General features: G+C 70.6%; 21 protein-coding genes. 16 read left to right on the top strand and 5 right to left on the bottom strand.

The features are described 5' to 3' along the window. Positions 1 to 22 precede the first annotated feature (22 nt). Positions 23 to 985 (bottom strand): transketolase family protein, encoded by a 963-nt coding sequence (locus HD594_RS04935; RefSeq protein ID WP_184749892.1) that lies wholly within the window; start codon positions 983 to 985, stop codon positions 23 to 25. After that, positions 985 to 1,860, bottom strand: coding sequence for a transketolase (locus HD594_RS04930; RefSeq protein WP_184749891.1), 876 nt, complete (start codon positions 1,858 to 1,860; stop codon positions 985 to 987). Before HD594_RS04930 ends, HD594_RS04935 begins: the two co-directional genes overlap by 1 nt. Before the next feature lie 244 nt (positions 1,861 to 2,104). Between HD594_RS04930 and HD594_RS04925 the strand changes: the two genes are divergently transcribed. The 10 genes from HD594_RS04925 (at position 2,105) to HD594_RS04880 (ending at position 12,170) form a co-directional block, all read left to right on the top strand. Next, positions 2,105 to 3,604 (top strand): aldehyde dehydrogenase family protein, encoded by a 1,500-nt coding sequence (locus HD594_RS04925; protein ID WP_184749890.1) that lies wholly within the window; start codon positions 2,105 to 2,107, stop codon positions 3,602 to 3,604. A gap of 91 nt (positions 3,605 to 3,695) precedes the next feature. Next, positions 3,696 to 4,250, top strand: a complete 555-nt coding sequence (locus tag HD594_RS04920) for a MarR family winged helix-turn-helix transcriptional regulator (protein WP_184749889.1) — start codon at positions 3,696 to 3,698, stop codon at positions 4,248 to 4,250. Between the two features lie 33 nt (positions 4,251 to 4,283). Next, a complete protein-coding gene (locus HD594_RS04915; RefSeq protein ID WP_184749888.1) occupies positions 4,284 to 4,742 on the top strand; it encodes a MarR family winged helix-turn-helix transcriptional regulator in 459 nt (152 codons plus the stop codon). A 94-nt stretch (positions 4,743 to 4,836) separates the two neighbouring features. Beyond that, positions 4,837 to 6,192, top strand: coding sequence for an NtaA/DmoA family FMN-dependent monooxygenase (locus tag HD594_RS04910; RefSeq protein WP_184749887.1), 1,356 nt, complete (start codon positions 4,837 to 4,839; stop codon positions 6,190 to 6,192). Next, positions 6,189 to 6,743, top strand: coding sequence for a flavin reductase family protein (locus HD594_RS04905; RefSeq protein WP_246413862.1), 555 nt, complete (start codon positions 6,189 to 6,191; stop codon positions 6,741 to 6,743). The genes HD594_RS04910 and HD594_RS04905 overlap by 4 nt, the downstream gene beginning before the upstream one ends. Before the next feature lie 12 nt (positions 6,744 to 6,755). Further along, positions 6,756 to 8,057, top strand: a complete 1,302-nt coding sequence (locus HD594_RS04900; protein WP_184749886.1) for an NtaA/DmoA family FMN-dependent monooxygenase — start codon at positions 6,756 to 6,758, stop codon at positions 8,055 to 8,057. Positions 8,058 to 8,297: 240 nt separating this feature from the next. Further along, a complete protein-coding gene (locus tag HD594_RS04895) occupies positions 8,298 to 9,101 on the top strand; it encodes a methylenetetrahydrofolate reductase (protein WP_246414246.1) in 804 nt (267 codons plus the stop codon). Between the two features lie 3 nt (positions 9,102 to 9,104). Beyond that, complete coding sequence (gene purU / locus HD594_RS04890; RefSeq protein WP_184749884.1) at positions 9,105 to 9,989, top strand: formyltetrahydrofolate deformylase; 885 nt, start codon at positions 9,105 to 9,107, stop codon at positions 9,987 to 9,989. A gap of 55 nt (positions 9,990 to 10,044) precedes the next feature. Continuing rightward, the gene (ligM, locus tag HD594_RS04885; protein ID WP_184749883.1) at positions 10,045 to 11,451 is read left to right on the top strand and encodes a vanillate/3-O-methylgallate O-demethylase; all 1,407 of its coding nucleotides are present in this window, start codon (positions 10,045 to 10,047) and stop codon (positions 11,449 to 11,451) included. 98 nt (positions 11,452 to 11,549) lie between these two features. After that, the gene (locus tag HD594_RS04880) at positions 11,550 to 12,170 is read left to right on the top strand and encodes a PadR family transcriptional regulator (protein WP_184749882.1); all 621 of its coding nucleotides are present in this window, start codon (positions 11,550 to 11,552) and stop codon (positions 12,168 to 12,170) included. 34 nt (positions 12,171 to 12,204) lie between these two features. Here the strand turns inward: HD594_RS04880 and HD594_RS04875 are convergent, their stop codons facing one another. Further along, on the bottom strand, positions 12,205 to 13,698 hold the full coding sequence (locus tag HD594_RS04875) for an aldehyde dehydrogenase family protein (RefSeq protein WP_184749881.1): 1,494 nt from the start codon (positions 13,696 to 13,698) through the stop codon (positions 12,205 to 12,207). 224 nt (positions 13,699 to 13,922) lie between these two features. Here HD594_RS04875 and HD594_RS04870 point away from each other — a divergent pair, with 224 nt between their 5' ends. Together HD594_RS04870 and HD594_RS04865 are read left to right on the top strand one after the other, a co-directional pair. After that, positions 13,923 to 14,573, top strand: a complete 651-nt coding sequence (locus HD594_RS04870; RefSeq protein ID WP_184749880.1) for a GntR family transcriptional regulator — start codon at positions 13,923 to 13,925, stop codon at positions 14,571 to 14,573. A 96-nt stretch (positions 14,574 to 14,669) separates the two neighbouring features. Beyond that, a complete protein-coding gene (locus HD594_RS04865) occupies positions 14,670 to 15,668 on the top strand; it encodes an MBL fold metallo-hydrolase (RefSeq protein WP_184749879.1) in 999 nt (332 codons plus the stop codon). 11 nt (positions 15,669 to 15,679) lie between these two features. On the opposite strand, the gene HD594_RS04860 is transcribed toward HD594_RS04865, so the two are convergent. Then, positions 15,680 to 16,453 carry an IclR family transcriptional regulator gene (locus tag HD594_RS04860; protein WP_184749878.1) on the bottom strand — a complete coding sequence of 258 codons (774 nt, stop codon included), beginning with the start codon at positions 16,451 to 16,453 and terminating at the stop codon, positions 15,680 to 15,682. A gap of 33 nt (positions 16,454 to 16,486) precedes the next feature. Between HD594_RS04860 and HD594_RS04855 the strand changes: the two genes are divergently transcribed. The 4 genes from HD594_RS04855 (at position 16,487) to HD594_RS04840 (ending at position 20,994) form a co-directional block, all read left to right on the top strand. Continuing rightward, positions 16,487 to 17,566 carry an Ldh family oxidoreductase gene (locus HD594_RS04855; protein ID WP_184749877.1) on the top strand — a complete coding sequence of 360 codons (1,080 nt, stop codon included), beginning with the start codon at positions 16,487 to 16,489 and terminating at the stop codon, positions 17,564 to 17,566. After that, positions 17,563 to 18,804 carry an iron-containing alcohol dehydrogenase gene (locus tag HD594_RS04850; protein WP_184749876.1) on the top strand — a complete coding sequence of 414 codons (1,242 nt, stop codon included), beginning with the start codon at positions 17,563 to 17,565 and terminating at the stop codon, positions 18,802 to 18,804. The genes HD594_RS04855 and HD594_RS04850 overlap by 4 nt, the downstream gene beginning before the upstream one ends. Positions 18,805 to 18,810: 6 nt before the next feature. Beyond that, positions 18,811 to 20,238 (top strand): NAD-dependent succinate-semialdehyde dehydrogenase, encoded by a 1,428-nt coding sequence (locus tag HD594_RS04845; protein ID WP_184749875.1) that lies wholly within the window; start codon positions 18,811 to 18,813, stop codon positions 20,236 to 20,238. A 69-nt stretch (positions 20,239 to 20,307) separates the two neighbouring features. Further along, positions 20,308 to 20,994: a GntR family transcriptional regulator gene (locus HD594_RS04840; protein WP_184749874.1), complete on the top strand. Its 687-nt coding sequence runs from the start codon at positions 20,308 to 20,310 to the stop codon at positions 20,992 to 20,994. On the opposite strand, the gene HD594_RS04835 is transcribed toward HD594_RS04840, so the two are convergent. Next, positions 20,937 to 22,520 carry a GMC family oxidoreductase gene (locus HD594_RS04835; RefSeq protein WP_184749873.1) on the bottom strand — a complete coding sequence of 528 codons (1,584 nt, stop codon included), beginning with the start codon at positions 22,518 to 22,520 and terminating at the stop codon, positions 20,937 to 20,939. The genes HD594_RS04840 and HD594_RS04835 overlap by 58 nt on opposite strands.

Below are 22,520 nucleotides of genomic sequence, written 5' to 3'. Positions count from 1 at the left end.
CTCCGTTGAGAATGGCGGGTGTTCAGGACGCGGCCAGCACGCGGCGGGTCGCGGCGATGGTCGCCTCGAGCCCGTAGCCGTACTTGTCGCGCAGCTGCTCGTCCTCGCCGAAGCCGGCGTAGACCTGCGGGATGCCGAGGCGCTCGAATCCCTTCAGGCACAGACCGCGGTCGGCGATGACGTCGGCGATGCGGGTGGCGAGCCCGCCGTAGGCGAGGTGGTCCTCGAGGACGACGAACCGGCCGCCGGTCTCGTCGGCGCACTGGAGGATGAGGTCCTCGTCGATGGGCTTGAGCGTGAACATGTCGACGACGCGGATCGACCGGCCGTCCTCGGCGAGCTTCTCGGCCGCCTCGAGCGCCTGCGCGACGGTCGTGCCGTGCGTGAAGATCGTCGCGTCCGTGCCCTGCCGCGCCACGATTCCCTTCCCGATGCGGACCTCGTGCTCGCCGGGCTCGTAGAGGACCTTGTCCTTCTTGCCGACGGCGAGGCGGATGTAGAGGGGCCCCTGCATCGTCATCGACTGCCGGATGATCTCGCCGACCATGAGCGGGTCGCCGATGGAGGTGACGGTCATGTTCGTCAGCGAGCACATGAGCGACAGATCCTCGACCGCGTAGTGGGTCGATCCGCCGTTGCCGACGAGCCCGCCGTGCGTGCCGATGATCTTGACGGGCAGGTTCGGGTAGCAGACGTCGGTGCGGATCTGCTCGAGCGCGCGCATGCTGAGGAAGGGCAGCATGCCCGAGACGACGGGGATGTTGCCGTCGTAGGCGAGGCCGGCCGCGATGCCGACGCTGACCTGCTCGGCGAGGCCGACGTCGAGGAAGCGGTCGGGGTACTTGTCGCGGAACTCCACGAGGGTGGCCCCGATGTCGGGGGTGATGACCCACAGGTTCTCGTGGGTCTCGCCGAGCTCGGCGAGGGTCGACCCGATGACCGAGCGGGCACCGAGGAACTCGCCGAAGGTGAAGGTGACAGGCATCAGACGCTCTCCTTGTTGCGGGTGGACTCGAGGGCGGCGAGGGCCCGCTCCAGGTCGGCGGCGCCGAGAGAGCCCGCGTGCCACGCGAGGTTGTGCTCCATGAAGTCGACGCCCTTGCCCTTGACGGTCTCGGCGATGACGACCGTGGGCCGGTCGCTGTCGGTGGCCGGCAGCGCGTCGATCGCCGCGACGAGCGCCCCCATGTCGTGCCCGTCGACCTCGACGACGTTCCAGCCGAACGCGCGCCACTTGTCGGGGTAGGGCTCGAACACGACGCGCTCCTCGGCGAAGCTCGTCATGAGCTGGCGGTTGCGGTCGATGAAGGCGACCAGGTTGCCGAGCTCGTTGCTGCGGGCGGCCATCGCCGCCTCCCAGACGCTCCCCTCACCGGTCTCGCCGTCGCCGAGGAGGCACACGACGCGGTGGTCCTCGCGACGGTGGCGGGCGCTGAGCGCCATGCCCACTGCGAGGGGCAGACCGTGGCCGAGCGAGCCGGTCGAGCACTCGACGCCGGGCAGCTGCACCTTGCACGGGTGCATGCCGTAGGCGCTGTCGAGCTGGCCGTAGGTCTCGACGATGCCGTCGTACGAGAAGAACCCGCGCATCGCCATCGCGATGTACATGCAGACGGCGGCGTGGCCCTTGCTGAGCACGAACCGGTCGCGGGCCGGGTTGGCGATGTCGTCCGGGTCGACGCGCAGTCCGTAGTGGTAGAGGGCCGTGAAGATGTCGGCCGCGGAGAGGTCTCCGCCGATGTGCACCGCTCCCTCGTACGTCCCGCACAGGTGCAGGAGCTTCGTGCGCAGTTCGAACGCGAGGTCCTCGAGCTCTTCGACGCTCGGACGCTCTGCCGTCTCCAGGGTGTGCGTTGCCATCCCTTGCCTCCTCGTTGAGTTCACGAAGGGCCGATCGGATGCTGCGAGGGGCAGGTCTCCGTCGACACTTGCTCGTCCTGCCCCGGCTGCTGCACCGGAGCGACGGGAGTGACGCTAGCACAATCTGATTTACCCGTAAACAGGAATAGTTCTAAACCTGTTGACATACCTCCCAACCGGAGGGATGCTCGAAGAAGCGGCGACGGTGCAGTCGACGCGAGAGACACAGAGAGGTGCGATTTCGATGACGGACACCCTGAGCACGGCCGCGGGAGTGCGGACCGGCTTGTTCATCGGCGGGGAGGAGCGATTCACCGCCGACACCCTGAAGATCGCGGACCCCGGCAAGCCCGGCGTCATCGTCGGCGAGGCCGCGGCGGCTTCCGCCGAGGACGTCGCCGACGCGGTGGCGGCGGCGAACGCGGCGTTCCCGGCGTGGTCGGCGCTGTCGGCGCAGGAGCGCGCGGCGAAGATGGCCGAGGCGATCGCCGGCATCGCGGACGACCGCGACGAGGACGCGGCGATCCTGTCGCAGGAGAACGGCAAGATCCGGATGGAGGGCTGGATCGACGCCCTCGTGTTCGAGATCCGCTGGAACCTGGCGCTCATGCTCGCCGACGAGGTCGACAAGGGCCACACGCTTCCGGTCATCCCGGGAGCCATCCCCGTCTCGACCGAGGTGGCGTACCAGCCGCTGGGCGTGGTGACGGTGATCGTGCCGTTCAACTGGCCGATCGCGATCCTGGGCGCGGCTCTTCCGCACGCGCTGCTGGCGGGCAACACCGCGATCGTGAAGCCGCCGCCCTCGGCGCCGCTGGCCACCACCCGCGTCGTGCAGCGCGTGGCCGAGAAGCTGCCGCCGGGCGTGCTGAACGTCGTGACCGGCAAGGACGAGAACATGTCGGGTCTGATCCAGAACACCGACATCGCCAAGGTCTGCTTCACCGGATCCGTCAACGGCGGCAAGCGCATGATGGAGATGGCCTCCAAGACCCTCACCCGCGTGACGCTGGAGCTGGGCGGCAACGACGCGGCGGTCTTCCTCGAAGACGCCGTCATCGACGACACCCACCTGGACCGTCTGTACGCCGCGATCTTCGACACCACCGGCCAGATCTGCATGAACGCCAAGCGCGTCTACGTGCACCGGTCGCGCATGGACGAGGTCGTCGACGGGCTCGCGGCGCGTCTGGACAAGGCCGTGATCGGGTACGGGCTGGACGAGGGAACCACGATGGGGCCGCTGCACCAGCCGGCGCAGAAGGCGTTCGTGGAGGAGATCATCCAGGAGGCCAAGGACGCCGGCGCCGACGTGCGCGAGTACGGCCAGCTCCCGGGGGGCGAGCTGGCGGGCGGCAACTTCCTGCGGCCGGCGATCGTGGTCGACCCCGACGTGAACCTGCGCGTGGTCACCCAGGAGCAGTTCGGCCCGGTCATCCCTGTCATCCCCTTCGACACCGAAGAGGAAGCCGTGCGACTGGCCAACGACACGTGGGGCGGGCTGTGCGGATCGGTGTGGACCGACTCGCCCGAGGCGGCCAACCGCGTCGGATCGCAGCTGGTCTGCGGGTACGTCTGGGTCAACGACCACGGCGCCACCCGACTGGACCTGCGCGCACCGTTCGGCGGCATGAAGCAGTCCGGCATCGGCCGCGAGCAGGGCATCGAGGGCGTCCGCGCCTTCCAGGACACCCGCTCGATCGCGACCATCGACCCCGAGGCGCTGGCGGGCATGGCCCACTGACGCCCTGTCACCCGACGGGGTCCTGTGCTCGCCCGCGCGAGCATGGGGCCCCGTTCGCGTCTGACAGACTCGTCCCACCGAAAGGAGCGGCATGGCCATCGACGCCGACGGGACCGCTCGACCACCCCTTCCCCACGGAACGGTCGTCGAGCCGCTCCACAACGCCCTCGACCCGGACGCGTTCACGCCGCGCCTCCTCGCGCTCCTGTCCAACGCTCTGGTCTGGCGCGAATCCCATGAGCTGCGCCGTCGGTTCGGGCTCGGCACGAACGAGTGGCGCGTGATCTCTGCCCTCGCCAGCCGTCCCGGCGCATCGGCGACCGAGATCTCGGAGTTCCTCGTCGTCAACAAGGCGATCGTCTCCAAGAGCGTGAGCGTGCTGGTCGAGCGCGGTCTCCTCGTCCTGTCGGACGGCCCCCGCGGCTCCCGGCCGCTGTACCTGTCGGCAGGCGGTGCCGACCTCCACAGCGAGATGCTGCCGGTGTCGATGCGCGGCCAGGAGCTGATCCTCTCGCACGTGAGCGAGAGCGATGTCGAGCAGCTCAACGCCCTGCTGCACCGCATGCTCGAAGAGCTGCGCGACATCCAGATCGTCGAGCGCGCGCTCGCGCAGTCCCCGATCCACGACCACGACCACGACGGCTGAGCCCCGACGTCGGCCTCGTGCCAGGATCGACGCATGCCCGATGACGCAGAGGATGCACGCGGGGCGGCCGAGCTGCGGCTCGCGGCGCAGGTGCACCGGCTCAGCCAGCTGCTGAGCCGCCCCTTCGTCCAGGAGCACGCCGCGAAGGTCGGGCTCTCTCACGCCGAGTGGCGGGTGCTCGCCCAGATCGTGCAGGAGCCGGGGACCACCGCGGCCGAGATCAGCGTGGCGACCGCCTTCACGCCCATGCACGTCAGCCGCGCGGTGCAGGTGCTGCGGTCGAAGGGGTTCATCGCCTCGAGGGCGGATCCGGCCGATTCGCGCCGCCAGCTGCTCGAGGCCACCGAGAGCGGAGCGGGGACGTTCGCGTCGCTCGTCCCGTACGCCCGGCACGATGTGCGATCGGTCATGTCGACGCTCACGGCATCCGAGTTCGAGGCCTTCGTCGGGTATCTCGACCGGGTGGTCGAGAGCGCCCAGCAGCGGCTCTGAGACGACCGCTTCCGCGACCTGGAAGAGGCGCTCGCCGTATTTAGTAACAAATGTTACTGTTTTCGCGTTCGACGGCGACACGATGGAGGCGGCGATGGCCACGCGACCGGATCGACGCATGATCCTCACGATGTTCATGCTCACGACGGGATTCCAGATCGACAGCTGGCGCGACCCGCGCAGCCGCATCGAGGACGTCGGCTCGCTCGACCTGATCGCCGACATGGCGCGCGCCGCCGAGGCGGCGAAGCTGCACGCCGTCTTCTTCGGCGACGGCGTCGACGTCGGCACGATCCGTGACAACAACATCCGCAACACCGGCCTGTACGAGCCGATCTCGTCGATCGGGGCGCTCATCGGGGTCACCGACAAGATCGGCCTCGTCGGATCGCTGTCGACCAGCTTCTTCGAGCCGTACAACGCCGCGCGGCAGTTCGCGGGGCTCGACCGGCTCTCGGGCGGCCGGGTCGGGTGGAACATCGTCACATCGCTGTTCGGCGGGGCGCAGAACTTCGGCCTCGACGCCATGCCCTCCCCCGAGGCGCGGTACGACAAGGCCGCGGAGTTCGTCGATGTCGTGGGCGCCCTGTGGGACAGCTGGACCGACGACACCGTCATCGCCGATCGCGTGTCCGGGCAGTGGGCGCGCACCGAGGGCATCGTCGACATCGATCACAGCGGCGCGCACTTCCGCGTCGCGGGGGCCCTCAACATGATGCGTCCCCCGCAGGGGCATCCGGTGCTCTTCCAGGCGGGGCAGTCGGCGCCGGGGATGCGTCTGGGCGGCACGGTCGCCGACGCGATCTACACCGCGCAGTCCGACAAGCGCGCGGCGCGCGCGTACGCCGACGGCGTGCGCGAGATCGCGGCTGCGGCGGGGCGAGATCCGCACGATCTGAAGGTGCTCCCCGGCGTCGTGCCGATCGTCGCCGAGACCGCGAGCGAGGCCGAGGAGCTCTCGCGCGAGCTGGCCGGCTACATCGACCTGGACGCCGGCCGTCGCCGCCTCGGCGCGGCCGTCGGGTTCTCGGTCGCCGACCTCGACGCCGACGAGGCGATCCCGGCCGAGCGGTTCGCGGTGAACCCCGGGAACAACTCCCGCTGGGAGACGTGGCGGCGCATGGCGGTCGACGAGAAGCGGACCGTGCGCGAGATGATCGTCGACTTCGCGCGGGCGGGCGGCCACCGCATCCTCATCGGGTCGCCCGGCGAGGTCGCCGACAGCATGATCGACTGGTTCGAGGACGGAGCGTGCGACGGGTTCAACCTCGACCCGCCCAGCATCCCCGTCGGGATGCGCAACATGCTCGACCTGCTGGTGCCGGAGCTGCAGGAGCGGGGCTACTTCCAGACGGAGTACTCCGGAGACACGCTCCGGGAGCGGATGGGGCTGCCGCGGCCCACGGGCAGGCGGCTGCAGGTTCCGGCCCTCGCGGGGGACGCGGGATGATCCCCTGCGCACCCGGCCTCGCCGAGACCGGCTTCCCCGCCGCCTGGGAGGACGCGATGACGACGCAGGTCGATGAGGCGCACTTCCGCGACACGCTCGGGCGCTTCGCCTCCGGCATCACGATCGTGACGGCGACCGACGGCGCCGGTCCCGTCGGCTTCACGTGCCAGTCGTTCTCCAGCGTGTCGCTCGATCCCCCGCTGGTGTCCTTCAGCGTCATGGCGTCCTCCACCTCGTACCCCCGCATCCGCGAGACCGGCGGATTCGCCGTCAACGTCCTGTCGGAGGGGCAGCGCCACGTCTCGGCGCAGTTCGCGCGTCGCGGAGCCGACAAGTGGGCGGGGATCGACTGGACGCCGAGCTCGGTCGGGAACCCGCTGCTGGACGACGCGCTGATGTGGGTCGACTGCGAGCTGTGGGCCGAGCACGAAGCCGGCGACCACGTCATCGTGATCGGCCGCGTCACGAGGCTCGACCGGGCGGAGGGCCTGCGGCCCCTCCTCTACTACCGGGGCGGATACCGGAGCATCGACGCCGATGCCGACGAGTGAGAGGAGCCGCGCATGAGCGGCACACGCCAGATGGTCCTGACCATGTTCATGCTGAGCTTCGGCTATCACAGCGGGGCATGGCGACTGCCGGACAGCCGCTCCGAGGAGATCGGACGACTCGGCCTCATCCGCGACATGGCGAAGGCGGCCGAGGCGGCCAAGCTCCACGCGGTGTTCTTCGCCGACAGCCAGGATGCCGGCCCCGTGCGGGCGAACGCGAACCTGGGCACCGCCGTGCACGAGCCGATCTCGGTGATGAGCGCCCTGAGCGGCCACACCGAGAAGATCGGCCTCATGGGCACGATGTCGACCACGTTCTCCGAGCCGTACAACGCCGCACGGCAGTTCGCGGGGCTCGACCTGCTCAGCGACGGCCGGGCCGGATGGAACATCGTCACCTCCGTGATGGGCCAGCGCAACTTCGGCATGGAGCAGCTGCCCGACCCCGAGACCCGCTACCGGCGCGCCACCGAGTTCACCGAAGTGGTGCTCAAGCTCTGGGACAGCTGGGCACCGGACGCGATCATCAACGACCGCGCGGGCGGAAGGTGGGTCGAGAGCGACCGCATCCGCGACATCGATCACGTCGGCGAGTTCTTCCAGGTGCAGGGGGCGCTGAACATGCCCCGCCCGCCGCAGGGCCGGCCCCTGCTGGTGCAGGCGGGGCAGTCCGAGGCGGGCAAGACGCTCGGGGCGCGCTTCGCCGACGCGATCTACACCGCGCAGCCCGACAGGGAGAAGTCGATCGAGTTCTACGCCGACTTCAAGCGCCGGGTGGCCGCGAACGGGCGCGACCCCGAGAAGGTCAAGATCCTGCCGGGCGTCATGCCGGTTGTCGCCCCGACGCTCGCCGAGGCCCGGGAGCACGCCGACGAACTCGCCCGCTGCGTCGACGAGGTCAGCGGCCGCGCCACCGTCGCCCGCGTCCTCGGCGCATCCGTCGACGACCTCGACCTCGACGACCGCATCCCGGCCGACCGCATCGTCGACGGCCCGCACCGCGACGCGCGCTTCAAGACCCTCTACAGCAGGATGGCCGCCGAGATGACGGTGCGCGAGTTCATGGTGGCGCTGTCGCGCGGGCACGGCCACCGCTGGATCGTCGGAACGCCGGCGACCGTCGCCGACTCGCTCATCGAGTGGTTCGAGGCTCGCGCCGCGGACGGGTTCAACCTCAATCCGCCGAGCGTTCCGCACGGCATGGACGCGATGCTCACGCTGCTCGTGCCTGAACTGCAGGAGCGGGGCTACTTCCAGGACGACTACCGCGGCGACACCCTGCGCGAGCGCATCGGGGCGGAGCTGCATCCCTGACCGGCGGTTCCGATCAGCGGAATCGGAGCCGCGGCGACCGACCGCCGGAGCCGATACTGACGGCAGACCGAACCGAGTCGGGTTTCCCTATGGACATTCCCTATGTGCATAGGTATTCTGATCTCGGAAGCGCAACGAGGCGCTCCGGCTGAGAACGAAGGGGTCCCACCAGTGACCAGCACCGCTCACGTCCCGCACACCGCCGCCGCCATCGAGCTCGTCGAAGGCTTCTCGCTCGAGATGACAGGCAAGGACGTCCCCGGCCTGCAGGAGGCCGCGCACGCGATCCCCGCCGGGACGAAGATCAACGTGACGTTCCTCGGGAACGAGGATCTCGACATGCGCGTGGCCGCATCCAAGGCCGTGAAGGATCTCGGGTTCACCCCCGTCCCGCACATCTCCGCGCGCCGCATCGGCAGCCAGGCCCAGCTCGAGGAGTTCCTCGGCCGCCTGCAGGAGGTCGGGGCCACCGAGCACGTCTTCGCCGTCGGCGGCGACCCCGCAGAGCCCGAGGGTCCCTACCCGGACTCGCTGAGCGTCATCCAGACCGGGATCCTGCAGCAGTACGGGGTCAAGGAGGTCTCGATCGCCGGCTACCCCGAGGGGCACCCCGACATCGAGACCGACGTGCTGTGGCGCCATCTCGACGACAAGGTCGCCTCGCTCAAGGAGCAGAACCTCGACTGCACGATCCTGACGCAGTTCGCGTTCGACACCGACCCGGTCATGTCGTGGATCGACGCCGTCCGCGCCCGCGACATCGACGCGACCATCCGCATCGGCACGCCCGGCCCCGCCGGCATCAAGCGGCTGATCAACTTCGCCCGCCGGTTCGGCGTCGGAGCGAACGCGATGATCGTGAAGAAGTACGGCTTCTCGCTGACCAACCTGATGGGGACCGCGGGCCCCGACCGGTTCGTGAGCGACCTCGCCGCGCTGCTCGAGGCCGACGAGGCCTCCGGCTCGGTCAAGCTGCACATGTACACGTTCGGCGGACTGCTCGCCACCGCCGACTGGGCGCGCGCGTTCACCACCGGAGAGTGACCCATGGCCGTGCACCACGATGCCCACAAGGACCATGCCTGCCTGACCATCCACGGTCCCGACCAGGCGGGCCTGGTCGCCGCCGTGACGGCGCTGATCACCCGCAACAAGGGCAACATCGTCACGCTGGACCAGTACTCGTCCGACCCCGAGGGCGGTGACTTCTTCCAGCGGGTGGTGTTCCACCGTCTCGATCTGTCGGCGGCGATGCCCGAGATCGAGGCGGATGTCGAGAAGACCCTCAAGCCATTCGGCATGCAGTGGACGCTCACCGACCAGTCCATCCCGAAGCGGATGGCGATCCTGGTCTCCACGTCCGACCACTGCCTGCTCGAGCTGCTGTGGCGCCACCGCCGCGGCGAGCTGCCGGTGACGATCCCGATGGTGATCTCCAACCACACCAACACCGCCGAGGACGTCCGCACGTTCGGCATCCCGTTCTTCCACGTCCCCTCGCAGGGGCCGGACAAGTCCGAGGCCGAGGCGAAGATCCTCGAGCTGGTGAAGGACAACGTCGACTTCATCGTCCTCGCCCGCTACATGCAGATCATCTCCGAGGACTTCCTCGACAAGGTCGGCGTGCCGGTGATCAACATCCACCACTCGTTCCTGCCCGCCTTCATCGGGGCCGCCCCGTACCGCAAGGCCAAGGAGCGCGGTGTGAAGCTCATCGGTGCGACGAGCCACTACGTCACCAAAGACCTCGACGAGGGCCCGATCATCGAGCAGGACGTCGCCCGCGTGAACCACGCGATGACCGCCGCCGACCTGCAGGCCCGCGGCGCCTACGTGGAGCGCGCCGTGCTCAGCCGCGCCGTGCAGTGGCACGCGCAGGACCGCGTCATCCGAAAGGGCAACCACACCATCGTCTTCACCGACCGACCGTAAGCACTCCCGGTGCCTCAACGGGAGGCACCCTCCACTGAACAGAGAGGTTCATCCCATGGCAGACAATCTGCAGCAGCTGCTCGACGAGACCAACGCGGTCGAGCTGCTCCGCAACTCGCAGATCGGGTCCTACATCTACCCGGTCGTGCCCGCCGACTTCCAGAACTGGATCAAGGAGCAGCAGGCCTGGCGCAACACGTCGGTGCTCTACGACCAGTCGCACCACATGGACAACGTGTTCCTCAAGGGCTCGGACGCCATCAAGCTCATCAGCGACACCGCGATCAACTCGGTGGCGAACTTCCCGGTGAACAAGGCGAAGCAGTACGTGCCGACCACGGCATCCGGCCACGTCATCGGCGACGGCATCCTGTTCCGCGAGGCCGAGGACGAGTACGTCTACGTCGGCCGCGCGCCGGCGTCGAACTGGCTGATGTACCACGCCGAGACCGGCGGCTACGGCAACCTCGACCTCACCGTCGACCGCCGTTCGCCCTCGCGCCCCTACGGCGACGCCGTGAGCCGGAAGTACTACCGCTTCCAGATCCAGGGGCCCACCGCCTGGAACGTCATCGAGAAGCTCAACGGCGGCCCGCTCGAGCAGCTGCGGTTCTTCACGATGTCGACGATGCAGATCGGCGGTGCGAACGTGCGCACTCTCCGTCACGGCATGGCCGGCGCTCCAGGCCTGGAGATCTGGGGTCCGTACGAGGATCACCACCGCGTCCGCGATCTCATCGTCGAGGCGGGCGCCGAGTTCGGGCTCGTCCCGGTCGGGTCGCGCGCCTACCCGTCGAACACCCTCGAGTCGGGCTGGATCCCCTCGCCGCTGCCGGCGATCTACTCCGGCGCCGAAGAGGAGGGCTACCGCAAGTGGCTCGGCGTCGACAGCTACGAGGCCACCGGCACGCTCGCGGGCTCGTTCGTCTCGGACAACATCGAGGACTACTACCTCACCCCGTGGGAGCTCGGCTACGGCTCGTTCGTGAAGTTCGACCACGACTTCATCGGCCGCGACGCGCTCGAGAAGATCGACCCCGCGACGCAGAAGCGCAAGGTCACCCTCGAGTGGAACCCTGAGGACGTCACGAAGATCTTCGCGTCGCTGTTCGACACCGAGGGCGAGAGCTACAAGTTCTTCGACCTGCCGCTGGCCAACTACGGCTCGGCGAACTACGACTCGGTGCAGGATGCGGCCGGCAACAACATCGGGTTCTCGATGTTCACCGGCTACAGCTCGAACGAGAAGCGCGCGCTGTCGCTGGGCACGGTCAACCCGGACGTCCCCGAGGGCGCCGAGGTCACGGTCGTGTGGGGCGAGCCCAACGGCGGCACCAAGAAGGCGTCGGTCGAGCCGCACAAGCAGCTCGAGGTCCGCGCCGTCGTCTCGCCGGTTCCGTACTCGACGGTCGCCCGCCAGACCTACCAGGGCGGCTGGCGCACCGGCTACCAGGAGTCCTGACCCACCGACCCGGGGGAGGGCGGACGCGCGCGCGTCCGTCCTCCCCCGCACCATTTCCGCCAGTTGATAACGTGTGACGTCACGAAAGGGGGACGCCGATGAGCCTGCGCTACGCACTCCTGGCGATCCTGCGCGTGGGGCCGCTGTCGGGCTACGACCTGCAGAAGCAGTTCTCGCAGTCGGTCGGGCACGTCTGGTACGCCCCCGACTCGCAGATCTACCCCGAGCTGCGCAAGATGAACGCCGACGGGCTCATCGAGCCCGAGGAGCAGACGCGCGGCGAGCGCGGCACCCGCATCGTCTACCACGTGACGGATGCCGGCGAGCAGGCCTTCCTCGCGTGGATGCGCAGCCCGCTGTCCTACCAGCGGGTGCGCGACCCCGCCCATCTGCGGGCCGCCTACCTCGAGGCGGCCGAACCGGCCGATGCCCGCCGCTTCTTCGAGGCTCACATCGCCGAGTGGGAGAGCGAGCTGGAGCAGTTCGAAGGCGAGCTGCACCACATCGACGCGCTCTCGAACCCCATGCTCGTCCGCCGCCTCGCCGTGACCCCGGATGCCGAGCGGGAGCGCACCATCGAGTACAAGCGCTTCGCGTACGAGGGTCTGGTCGAGCGCGCCAAGGGCGAGATCGGCTGGGCCCGCCGCGGCCTCGAGCTCGTGGACCGGCTGTATCCGGACGTAGACGCGAACGCGGACGCGGACGCCGAAGCCTCCTGAGGCCGCTTCGCGCGTCCGCGCCCGGAGCGCCGGGTCAGTGCGCCAGGGCGGCGAGCGCCTCGGGGTCGATGGTCGCGATGGCGCGGGTGTCCTGGAAGGCGCGGACGCCCTCGATGCCCTGCTCGCGGCCGATGCCGGACTGCTTCATGCCGCCGAACGGTGCGCGCAGGTCCAGGCGGGTGGCGCCGTGGTCGTTGACCCAGACGTACCCGCAGACCAGCTGCGATCCGACACGGTGGGCGGCCCCCGGGTCGCCGGTCCAGACGCTGCCGCACAGGCCGCCCCAGGTGTCGTTGGCCAGCGCGACGGCTTCGCCTTCGGTGTCGAACGGAATGATCGGGATCACGGGACCGAACTGCTCCTGCGTGACGACCCGCAGATCCAGGTCGGGGTCGATCACCAGCGCGGGGCGGACGAAGTTGCCCTTCTTGAGCTCGCCGCGGGGGAGCCTGCCGTATTCGCGCACGTCGGCGCCGGCGTCCTTGGCCTCCTGGATGATCTCGTCCACGAACGCCTTCTGCGCCGGCTGGTGCAGCGGGCCCATCGTGGTTCCCTCGTCCAGCCCGTACCCGAGGACCACCTTCTTCAGTCGAGCGTCGAGGCCGTCCACCAGCTCGTCGATCCGCGACCGATGGACGAAGACGCGCTTGGCGTTCATGCAGATCTGGCCGGTGGTGTCGAAGATCGCCGCGTACAGGCGGTCGAGGTGGGTGTCGTCGATGACGGCGTCTTCGAGGAAGACCGCCGCGTCGTTGCCGCCCAGCTCCAGCGTCACGCGGGTGAGGGTCTTGGAGGCCATCTCCATCATGCGCTTGCCGCCGCCTACCGATCCGGTGAAGCAGACCTTGGCGATGTCGGTGTTCTGGATCAGACCCGACATGTTCTCGTCCTTGCCGGTCACGACGTTCAGCACGCCCGGCGGCAGCTTCTCGGCCACGCGCTGCACGACGCGGGTGGTGGCCAGCGGCGCCGAGGGCGGCGGCTTCACGATCGCGGTGTTCCCCGCCAGCAGCGCGTGCGGAAGAGCCGCGCCCAGGATCGCGATCGGCCAGTTGAACGGCACGATCACCGTCACCACGCCCAGCGGCTGGTACGCCACCTCGGTGGACACCGGAATCCCCGGCGCGGGGTCGAGCACCTTCCCCTTGTCGACCTCGTCGGCGAGCATGAGCGCCAGGTTCCAGCGGATCTCGAACACGAGGGCGTCGATCCAGCCCTCCATCCGGATCTTGCCGTTCTCCTGCGACAGGATCGCCGCGTCCTCGTCGCGGTCGTCCGCGATGCCGGCGATCGCCTCGGCCATCTTCGCCGCGCGCTCCTGCGCCGACAGCGCCGACCAGGCCGGGAACGCCGCGTTCGCCGCCGCCACCGCATCGGCGACGTCCTCAGCGGAAGCCGCCGCGGCCTCGCCGACGATGACGCCGGGCTTGCCGGGATCCGCGATCCTCAGGGTGTCGGCCGTGAGCCGCTCCTCCCCGCCGATGAACAACCCTGTCCGCACTCCCGCGGCCGTGACTGTGCGAGCCATCCGATACCACCTCTCTGTGGGGGCGCATCGAAAGCGATGCGACCCGTCGCTGTCTCCATCCCGCCAGATGATCCTGGTTCTGGCGAGCCCGCATCCCGGCGTCCGGGACGCTCCGGGACGACTGACATCATCACCGGCGGCGCACAGATGATCGCCAGAATGCTCGCGAGAATCGTCGACAAAATGTGCGATCGCGCTATCCTCGGGAACGAAAGGGGGCCAGCGTGAGTGCCTCACCCGCCCCGGACGAAGACGTCCGGGCCGATCTCACCCAGCAGATCCGTGAAGCGATCCTGGGTGGGAAGTATGCGCCGAATCAGCGGCTCATCGAAGCCGACATCAGCGATGAGTACGGCGTCTCGCGCGCAGCCGTGCGCACGGCACTCCTCCATCTGTCGGGGGAAGGCCTTGTGGAGCGGCTCCCCAACAAGGGCGCGCGCGTGCGATCCATCTCGGTCGCCGAGGCGGTCGAGATCGTCGAGGTGCGCATCGGGCTCGAGTCGCTGTGCGCCCGGAAGGCCGCCGAGCTCATCACGGACGCGGAGGCCGACGAGCTGCGGCAGCTGCGTGCCGAGATCATCGAGTCGGTCGAGACCGGGCAGCTCCTCCAGTACTCGCGCCTGAACCACCAGCTCGACGAGCGGCTTCGCGAGATCAGTGCGCATGCGACGGCCGTCCAGCTGCTCGAACGGCTCCGCGCCCAGTCGGCGCGGCATCAGTTCCGGCTCGCCCTGCACCCCGGTCGCGCCGCTGTCTCCGCCCCGGAACACGCGGCGATCATCGACGCCGTGGTCGCGCACGATCCCGACGGCGCCGAGGCCGCTACGCGCCATCACCTCGAGGGCATCATCGCGGTGCTCCACCAACTCGAGTAGCCGGCGCCGCTCCCCTTGCGTCTGCTTCGGCGTCCCGCCCTTCGGGATGCCGGCTGACCCGTCACGAGGTCGTGTGGCTCCATGGGAGGCATGGGCATGCGCGTCATCACGCTCGGAACGGCAGGGGGTCCCGGGTGGGGCCGCCGTGAGGACGGCACCGTGCGCTCGGGCGTCGCGACGGCCATCGAGGTCGACGGCCGCGTCCACCTCGTCGACGCGGGCTACGGAGCCGGCCGCCAGCTGGTACTCGCCGGTTTCCCGGCGGACGCCCTCGAGACGGTTCTGATCACGCACATGCACTCGGACCACCTCGTGGACCTGCCCGGGATCATGCTCTTCTCGATGTGGCGTCTCCCGCTGCCGCCCGCGCGCACGATCCCCGTCATCGGCCCGGCGACCGGTGTGCTGCCCCGGCTGTGGGAGCTCGCCCGCGAGGAGCCGACGGTCATCACGCCGCACGCTCCCATGCCGGGGATCGACGAGACGATGCGACGCCTGGTGTCGGCGTTCGCGAACGATCTGAACGACCGCGCGTTCGACACCCTCCGACCATCGCCGCTGACCTGGTTCGAGCCCCGCGAGATCCCCGTTCCCGACGAGGTCGGCTTCGACGCAGTGACCGCCAGTCACCCGTCGATGGACCCCGTCGTCGTCCACCGCGGCGACGACGTGACGATCTCGGCGACCCTCGTCGACCACTTCCCCACCGCGCCCGCGTTCGCCTTCCGCATCGACAGCGCGTACGGCTCCGCGGTCGTGTCCGGCGACACCGGCCCCAGCTCCAACCTCGTGCGACTCGCCCGCGGCGCGGACGTGCTCGTGCACGAGGCCCTTGACTTCGGCTCGCTCGAACGGGCCTACGGCCCCGAGGAGGGCTGGACCCCGGAGGTGCGATCCATCGTGGGCCACCACCGTCGTGCCCACACATCGCCAGAGGACGCCGTCCGCATCGCCGAGGAGGCGGGCGTGCGGCGGCTCGTGCTGAATCATCTCGCGCCCTCGCGTCTGTCCCGCACCCACTGGAAGGGGCTCATCCCGGCCACGTCGATCGACGTCGTCGTCCCGGAGGATCTCGACATCGTCGAGGTCGGGTGACCGACGCGCGGTCAGCGTGCCCGCGTGCGAGGTGCGTTCAGCTGCCGTGAGATCGCGAAGGCGGTCGCGATGACGGTCGGCGCGAAGCGCTGCGCCTGCGACAGCGCGGTCGCCCCGGTGACCGAGACCGCCGCGATCGCCCGGCCCTGGCGGTCGAGCACCGGCGCGGCGACGCAGAACAGGCCGAGCTGCGACTCCTCCACGTCGTAGGCGACCTTCTCCCCGCGCGCCTGTCGCAGCTCGCGTCGCAGCGACTCGACGTCGGTGAGCGTCTTCGACGTCAGCGCGCGCATCGTGGGCTCCAGTGCGTCGACGTCGTCGTCGCCCGTGCCGGCGAACGCGAGGATCGCCTTGCCCAGGGCCGTCGCATGCAGCGTTCCGCGGCCGCCGAGCCGCGTGTGCGGCACGGTGAGCCCTCGCGTGTTGATCTTCTCGAGATACACGATCTCGTCGCCGTCGCGGACGGCGAGGTTCGCGGTGAGCTGCGTCACCTCGTGGAGCGTGTGCAGGTAGGGACCCGAGACGTCGCGCAGCGTCGCGTGCGTCGGGGCGAGGGTGCCGAGCTCGAACAGCTTGGTGCCGAGGCGCAGCCCGCGGGGCGAGCGCTCGAGAGCACCCCACTCGACGAGCTCGACCGACAGCCGGTGCGCCGTCGACCGGGACACGCCCGAACGCGCCGACAGCTCCCGGATCGACATCTCGGGATGGTCGGCGCTGAAGGCATCGAGGAGCGCGAGGGCTCGGCGCAGCGAGCTGGTGGCGTCCTGCTGGTCGGGACCGGACATCTCCCGACGATCATACGGGTGCCGAGAATGTGGGTGGACGAACACGAGGAGGTGGCGATGGACGGTCATGGCGGGAGGCGTCGCACGGACGCCGACGAGGCCACGCGCCTGGCGGCGCTCGTGCTCGCGGGGCTGGGGGTCCCCGAGGCGGACGCGACGGTCCAGGCACGGCACCTCGTCGAGGCGGACATGCGCGGTCATGCCTCTCACGGCCTGCGCCGCATGACGGTGCTCGCCGAGCGCATCCGGGTCGGGCTGATCTCCCCCGCCGCCGAGCCGGAGTTCACCTGGGCCGCCTCGGGCGCGCTCGTCGTCGACGGCAGGAACGGCCTCGGGCCGGTGATCGCCTACCGCGCGATGGACCTGCTCGCCGCCCGCGCCGCCGAGACGGGCGTCGCCATCGCCGCGATGCACCGGACCCATCACCTCGGAATGCTCTCGCCGTACGTGGAGAAGGCGGCGGGCGAGGGGCTCATCGCGATCGTCCTGACGTCCACCGAGGGTCTGGTGCACCCGTGGGGCGGCGCCGGCGCGCTGGTCGGCACGAACCCCCTCGGCGCGGGGATCCCGGCGCCGGACGGCGACATCATCCTGGACATGTCGACCGCGTCGGTGTCGGCGGGGAAGATCCTCGACTACGCGGCGCGCGGCGAGGCGCTCCCCGACGGGTGGGCCGTCGACTCCGCCGGCCGCCCCACGACGGACGCCGCGGCCGCCGCGCACGGGGCGATCTCGCCGTTCGGCGGCGCCAAGGGCTACGCCCTCGGCGTCACGCTCGGCGCGCTGGTCGGCGCCCTCACGGGCACCGCCTACGGCCGCGACGTCCACGGCACCCTCGACACGACGTCGAGCACGACGAAAGGCGACATCCTCATGCTGATCGATCCGAGCGTCTTCGGGGAGGCGCCGCCGTCGACCGCGCTCGGCGACTACGTCGAGCAGCTGCGCGAGAGCGGCGTCGACGGCGCCGCGGTGACCGTGCCGGGCGACAGGGCCCGCGCGGCCAGAGCCGCTGCGCTGAGGGACGGATTCGACATCGGCGAGGACGTGTGGGCCACGCTCGAGGAGCTCGCCGCCCAGGTCGGGAGCCGCAGCGAGGGGCCGGCGGCATGACCGGCGCGCTGGGGATCCTGCGCCTCCCGTCCGATGTCCGCTTCGGCTACGGCGTGCGCGCGGGCATCGCCACTGCGACGGCCGCGATCGGGCGACGCGCCTTCGTGGTCGCCGATCCGTTCCTGGCGACCACGCCCGCGTTCGCCGAGACGGTCGAGGCTCTGGAAGCGGCCGGGGTCGCGACGCACATCCACACCGAGGTCCCGCCGGAGTTGCCCGTGCCCGTCGTCCACGACGCCGGGCGGGCGGCGGCCCGCTTCGGACCCGACGTCGTCATCGGCTACGGCGGTGGAAGCGCGCTCGACGCGGCCAAGCTCGTCGCCCTCCTGGTCAGCCACGGCGGCGACCTGGACGGCTATTACGGCGAGAACGCCGTGCCCGGCCCGGTCGTGCCACTGGTCGCGGTGCCGACCACCGCGGGAACCGGATCGGAGGTCACACCCGTGGCGGTGGTCTCGGACCCGGACCGGGAGCTCAAGGTCGGAATCTCCAGTCCGCACCTGATCCCGCGCGCCGCCTTCGTGGATCCGGAGCTGACGCTGGGCGCCCCACCCTCCGTCACCGCACACGCGGGCATCGACGCCTTCGTCCACGCCGTCGAATCGTTCACCGCCGCTGCGCTGCCGGTCGACCTCGGCGGGGCGCTCCCGGTCTTCGTGGGGCGCAATGCACTGACCGACGTGCTGTCGTTGGAGGCCGCGGGCCTCATCCACTCCGCGCTCCCGGCGGCGCTCGCCGATCCGGGGGATCGCGGGGCCCGAGCCGACATGGCCCACGGCAGCCTGCTGGCGGGTATGGCGTTCGGCGCCGCGGGCACGCATCTGAGCCATGCGATCCAGTACCCCGTCGGCGCGATGACGCACACCCCCCACGGGCTGGGCACGGGGACGCTGCTCCCGTACGTCCTGCAGGCGTGTCTGCCCGCGACGGTGCCCCGGCTGGCCCGGCTGGGCGACGCCCTCGGCCTCCCCGCCGAGGACGATCCCGCCCGGCGCGCGCAGGGCACGGTGGACGCCATCGCGGCGCTGTGCGCGCGCGTGGACCTGCCCGGATCCCTCGCCGATCTCGGCATCCGCCCGCAGGACGCGCCGGGCATCGTCGACCTCACGCTCCAGGTGCGCCGGCTCGTCCAGATCGCGCCGGTCACCGCCGACGCGACGTTCCTGCGGCGCATCGTCGACGCGGCCATCGCGGGCGACCGCGCCGCGCTCGCAGACAACCCCCCGACGAAGGCATAGGACCTCATGACGCTCTTCACCCAGCTGTACATCGACGGCGCGTGGCGCGACGGCGCCGACGGCGGCACGTTCCCGGTGATCGACCCGGCCGCCGGCGAGACGATCGCGCAGTTCGCGGCCGCCACCGCGGAGGACTGCGCGGCTGCGGTCGAGGCGGCGGAGGCCGCCTTCCCCGCCTGGTCGTCCACGAGCCCACGCGCGCGGTCCGAGATCCTGTACCGCGCCTTCGAGATCCTTCGGGCCGAGCGGGAGCGGTTCGCGGAGATCATGGTGCGCGAGAACGGCAAGGCCTGGCCCGACGCGCTGGCCGAGGCGACCTACGCGACCGAGTTCTTCCGCTGGTTCGCCGAGGAGGCGGTCCGGGTCCCGGGCGACTTCCGCCTGTCGCCCGCCGGCGACAAGCGGATCGTCGTCGCCCGACAGCCGATGGGCGTCGCGCTCCTCATCACACCGTGGAACTTCCCTGCCGCCATGGCCACGCGCAAGCTCGGCCCGGCCCTCGCGGCCGGCTGCACGACGATCCTGAAGCCCGCACGTGAGACGCCTCTGACGGCCGCCTACATGGTGGACGTCCTCGAGCGCGCGGGCGTCCCGCGCGGCGTGGTCAACCTCGTCACGCCGGTTCCCACCGGACCCCTCGTGGCGGGAATGCTCGCCCACCCTGCCGTGCGGAAGCTGTCGTTCACCGGATCGACCGAGGTCGGCCGCGAGCTGCTCAAGGAGTGCGCCGACACCGTCGTGAGCGCATCGATGGAGCTCGGGGGCAATGCACCCGTCATCGTGCTCCCCGGCGCCGACATCGCGCAGGCGGTGGACGGCGCCATGATCGCGAAGATGCGCAACGGCGGATCCGCGTGCACGGCCGCGAATCGCTTCTACGTGCACGACAGCGTCCACGACGCCTTCGTGGCGGAGATGTCGGCCCGGCTCGGCGAGGTCCGGACGGGCTCGGGGCTCGACCAGGCCAACACGCTCGGTGCGCTCGTGTCGGTCGCCGAGCGCGACAAGGTCGCCGAACTGGTGCGAACCGCCGTCGGTGAAGGTGCCCGCCTCGTCAGCGGCGGCGGCAGTCACGCCGAAGGCGCCTTCATCGACCCGACGCTCATCGACGGCGTCACCCACGGCGACACGATCACCAGGCGCGAGATCTTCGGGCCGGTCACCGCCGTCGTGCGCTACGAGTCGGTCGACGAGGCGGTCCGCATGGCCAATGACACCGAGTTCGGACTGGTCGCCTACGTCTTCGGCCCCGAGGAGCTCGCCCTCCGGACCGCCCTGCGCGTGGACGCCGGCATGGTCGCCGTGAACCGCGGCGTGCTCAGCGACCCCGCTGCGCCGTTCGGCGGCACGAAGCAGAGCGGGCTCGGTCGCGAGGGCGGCTCGGAGGGCATCCTCGAGTTCCTGGAGGAGAAGTACGTCGCGCTCAATCCGTGAGCGCGCGGGTCGACCCTCGCCGCCGACGACGCCGCACTACACTGACTGGCAGTACGCAGGCGGCGGGAGGTGAGCGGGTCCGCTATGGTCGCCGACGCCACGGAACGACGCTCCACATCCGCGGAGCTCGTCGACAAGATCGCCCACGACATCCGGGAGGGCCGGTTCCACCCCCGGGAGCGGCTGATCGAGGTCGAGCTCGCGGCCCAGTACGGCGCGACGCGCAATGCGGTCCGCTCGGCGCTCATCGAGCTGACGGCGCTCGGCCTCGTCGAACGCGAGGCCAACCGCGGTGCGCGCGTGCGGCCCGTGTCGATCGACGAGGCGATCGAGAGCACCGAAGTGCGCTTGACCCTGCAGGCGATGTGCACCCGCCTGGCCGCCGAGCGCATGGACGACGCCGGGAGGCAGGAGCTGGAGGGTCTCCTCGATCGCTTGCGCCGGGCCGTCGCCGGCGGCGACATCGCCGCCAACACCGCGGCCAACGCCGAGATCTCGCGCGTCATCCGCCGCATCAGCGGGCACGGCACGGCGTCGCGCATCATCGAATCGCTCCAGGACCAGGTGCGCCTGAACGCCTACCCGTATCTGCTCCCCGACCGTCGCGTCGAGTCCATGCACGAGTACGAGGACGTCGTGCACGCCGTGCTGTCAGGCGATGCGGATGCCGCACAGGCAGCGGCCGAAGTCCACCGCGATCACGTGCTCGCGGCGCTCCGCGGCATCCGCGATTCGGTGGCGCTCCCGGCGGGCTGAGCACCGACCGCGCCCGCGACGAACCCGGCGGCGCGCTCGCCGATCATGATCGCCGCGAGGTGGGTGTTCGCCCGCGGGACGATCGGCGCGACGGACATGTCGGCGACGGTGAGCCCGGCGACGCCGAGGACGCCGAGTGTCGTGTCGACGACGGTCGTCGCCGCGTCGGCCGGCCCCATGCGGCATCCGCCGGAGATGTGCGACGTGTCGCGCGCGGCGCGACGCAGCCACGCGTCGACCTCGTCGTCGGAGGCTCCCGTGGGCATCTCGCCGCCGAACCGATCGCGCACGGTGCGGCCGCCCGCGCCGAGCAGCGCGACGGCGGAACGGACGGCGTGGCGCGCCAGGGCCCGATCCGCGGCATCCGCCAGCAGATTCAGGTCGATGTCGGCAGGCGCGGCCGGGTCCGCCGACACGATCGCCGAGCGGCCGCGGCTGCGACAGTGGCCCAGCTTGACCCCGAACGCGACCTCGTCGGCGCCGACCGGCGCCGGGTTCGCGGCGACGACCAGCAGGTCGCCCTCACGGGAGCCGTCGATGTCGGACGAGTACCGCAGCATGGCGTTCCCGCGCGCGCCGTTCGCCGCCGGTCGCGCACCGGGCAGGTCGACCGACAGCCAGAATCCGACGTGGTCCTGCACACCCTCTCCCACCGGCAGATCGGCGACCGGCCGGATGCCCTTCTGGGCGATGAGCGGCCCGGGGCCGATGCCCGACCGCTGCAGGATCGCAGGAGACGCGTGTGCGCCGGCGGACAGGACCACATGGTCGGCCTCGATGATCTCCGCGCCGCTGTCCGAGACCACCCGGACGCCGGCCGCTCGTCCGCCGGTCACGATCACGCGGTCGACGAGGGCACCGGCACGCACGTCGATGCGCCCCTGTGCCCGCAAGGCGTCCACGTAGCCGTCGTACGAGGTCACCCGGACGCCGTAGCGGATGTTGCTCGCCGTGCGCGAGACGCCGAGCGCGCCCGGCCGATGGTAGTCGGGCTCCCATGCGTGCCCCGCAGCGAAGGCGGCGTCCGCCAGGAGCCGGTCGCCGTCCCCCCACTCGCTCTCGAGGCGCCGCACGACGGGCGTCGGCCCGCCCCTTCCGTGGTACGCCGCGGAGCCGTAGTCGACGTCATCCTCGAGCCGGACGAAGTGCGGCAGCACGTCCGCCGGCCCCCAGCCGTCGCAGCCGAGCTCGACCCAGTGGTCCCATTCGTCGTCCGGCGGACGCACGACCACGAGTCCGTTGATCGAGGAGGTTCCCCCCATCCCCCAGCCGCGCAGGTAGGGCTCCGGCCGGTCGCCGGCGAATCGCCGTGCCGACACCTCGGGAGCGGCGTACCGGCTGGGCGAGCGGCCGTCGACGCGCCACGCGAACACGTCGTCGGGCGGGCGCCGGATCTCGTCGGGGCACGACTCGCTGCGCCAGTCCGGTCCCGCGTCCACCAGCACGACGTCGACGCCGCGCTCGGCGAGGCGTCCCGCCACGGCACAGCCCGCCGACCCCGCTCCGACGACGACCGCTCGTGCCAT

The organism is Microbacterium thalassium, assembly GCF_014208045.1.
In the GTDB taxonomy this organism is placed as follows: Bacteria; Actinomycetota; Actinomycetes; order Actinomycetales; family Microbacteriaceae; genus Microbacterium; species Microbacterium thalassium.
This window is presented reverse-complemented; position numbering and strand designations above follow the sequence as displayed.